Here is a 2,497-nt window from a genome sequence, read left to right as displayed (position 1 = left end):
TGAATTTTTTGATGTTTTTAATGTGTTGCTGAGGTATTGCTAAAGTCGTAGTGAGATTTATATCGGCAAACGCCTTTTGCTAGGCGACATTTGCATTGATTTATTGCAGAATATTTGTCTGTTTAATGGGGCTTATGCTTGATTGCATAAGCGTAAAATTACATACTCATTAACCATTCTGCAGCGCCAATTTATGGATAAATTGGCGTCGGTTGTTCAAGTTACTGGCTTTGATGGTATCAACTCGTTCAGTCCCTAGCAGTTTGCGACCTCGCTTATAAACAGTTAAAACAATAAAGGGCCTCAGCCCCAGCATATTTAGGAATACAACATGGCAGCATTTGGTACGGTTTTTATGCCACAAATGGCATTAGCAAAATACGAAAACCAGCAGTGGACCGACAGTGAAATCGTCTCTTCCGATAGTATTAGCTTGCACCCCGGTGCACACGTGCTTCATTACTCTAGTACCTGTTTTGAGGGTCTAAAAGCATTTCGTCATCAAGATGGCAGCGTGCACATCTTCCGTATGGATGCCAATATTAAGCGAATGGTGCAGTCAGCTAAGTTGTTGAGTTTACCCGCGTTCGAACCCGCGTTCCTAGAGCAGATGATCAAAAATATCGTGGCCAAGTTTGCCGCAGAGGTGCCTGAGGCGCCTGGCTCTATGTATATTCGCCCTACCTTTATTGGCACCGAGCCCGCTATTGGTAAAGCCGCTGCCGCGACTAACTCCGCGATGCTATACGTATTATTATCACCAGTAGGGGATTATTTTGCCGCAGGCGCCAGACCATTGCGTCTCTTACTAGAAGAGAATGGCATGCGCTGCGCACCACACATGGGTATGGTGAAGTCTGGTGGTAATTATGCCAGTGCTTTAGGCCCGATTACGCAAGCGCGTACCGAAGTGGATGCCGACCAAGTGTTGTTCTGCCCTAATGGTGATGTCCAAGAAACTGGTGCGGCCAATTTCATATTAATTGATGGCGACGAGCTGATTACTAAGGCTTTAGATAGCAGCTTCCTACATGGGGTTACTCGTGACTCTATTTTAACGCTGGCGAGAGATTTGGGGCTAACCGTGAGCGAGCGCCAATTGAGTGTGGATGAGCTATTAGAGCGAGCCGCTAAGCCGGGCTGTGAAGCCGCCTTATCTGGCACTGCTGCCGTACTAACGCCTGTTGGCACCTTAATTCATCAAGGTAAAGAACACACTGTGGGTAATGGTGAAGCGGGAGCGACTACCCTAAAACTACGTCAGGCTCTAAATGATATCCAGTGGGGAAATAGTGCCGATCCTCATGCTTGGCTAAGTAAAGTGTAACTTTACTCTTGTGGAATGCGAAACGGCCCGCTCAATGCGGGCCGTTGGTATTTATGGGCTTAGTAAGTTGCGCTAAGCATGGCTAAATTGTTTTACTAAGCGTTGTAGGCTTTCCAAACTGGCTACCAGTTTCTGAGTTCGTTCCACTGAGCTTTCCGATAATAGATGGGTCGAGTCGATCGCTTCCTTCATACGAAAGACATGCTGATTCATCCCTTGGGTCACTTGAACTTGTTCGGTGATGGCTTGCGAAGTATTTGCACTTTGCTCGCCGATGGCATTTAAGTCATTCACTATCGCCTGAAAAGCCTGTTTACTTTGTTCTGACATGGTGACGCTGGTATCAGAGGCTTCAATGCCTTGTTCCATCAGTTTGCCGGTAGTATTGACAGTATTTTGCAGTATTTCAATTTTATTGCGAATGTCTTCTACCGAGTTACTGGTTTTCGCTGATAAGGCGCGGACTTCATCTGCTACTACGGCAAACCCTCGGCCGTGTTCACCGGCGCGAGCCGCTTCAATTGCTGCGTTTAATGCCAAGAGATTGGTTTGTTCGGCAATGCCTTGGATCATGCCCAAGATAGTTTCAATGCTGTCTACATCGTTATACAACTGGCCTAAGGCTTGGCGTGATTGGTCTAGCGTTTGGCTTAAGCCATTTACCGTGGTCACCGTCTGTTCGATGGTGATTACACCTTGATTAGCTGTGATGCTCGCGTCTTGGGCAAATTCGGCACTTTGCTTGGCTTGTTTGGCCACTTCATCAATAGATGCCTGCATTTCCTCTGCCGAGACCGCCATGGCATCGGTGGCCAAACTCTGCTCATTCAGTTCATTGGTGATGGCCTGACTATTGGTCACTTCTTGTTTGGCTGAGCTTAAAATGCCTTCCGAGGTTTCATCGGCGCGAGCGGTAACGGCTCGCAGCTCTGCTTTCTTCATTTGCATTGCCAACTCTATTGGTGATAAGTCATCACAATAGCCGGTGTAGGGGATTTCCATTAGAGGATTGTTGTAGCTTTCTTGAGCGGCTTGAACAACGCTGCCTAAACGGCTTTTGAGGTTTAAGCCTAAAATCAGGTTTAACAGTAACAAAGGAATTGCCACAGCTAAAGCCTGAGTGCTAGATATCACTGAAAATGCGTTCAGCAGTAAGCTAATAATACTGAT

General features: G+C 46.7%; 2 protein-coding genes. One reads left to right on the top strand and one right to left on the bottom strand.

Annotated features, from left to right (window positions below):
• Positions 1–331 precede the first annotated feature (331 nt).
• Positions 332–1,327 (top strand): branched-chain amino acid aminotransferase, encoded by a 996-nt coding sequence (locus ACQY6Q_RS06965; protein ID WP_427979501.1) that lies wholly within the window; start codon positions 332–334, stop codon positions 1,325–1,327.
• A gap of 72 nt (positions 1,328–1,399) precedes the next feature.
• Here ACQY6Q_RS06965 and ACQY6Q_RS06960 read toward each other — a convergent pair.
• The coding region (locus ACQY6Q_RS06960; RefSeq protein ID WP_427979499.1) for a methyl-accepting chemotaxis protein at positions 1,400–2,497 on the bottom strand (1,098 nt) is incomplete at its 5' end.

Origin of the sequence: Agarivorans sp. (assembly GCF_050295395.1) — a bacterium.
Taxonomy (GTDB): Bacteria; Pseudomonadota; Gammaproteobacteria; order Enterobacterales; family Celerinatantimonadaceae; genus Agarivorans.
Note: the sequence above shows the minus strand (reverse complement) of the source record. Positions and strands in the feature narration are given on the sequence as shown.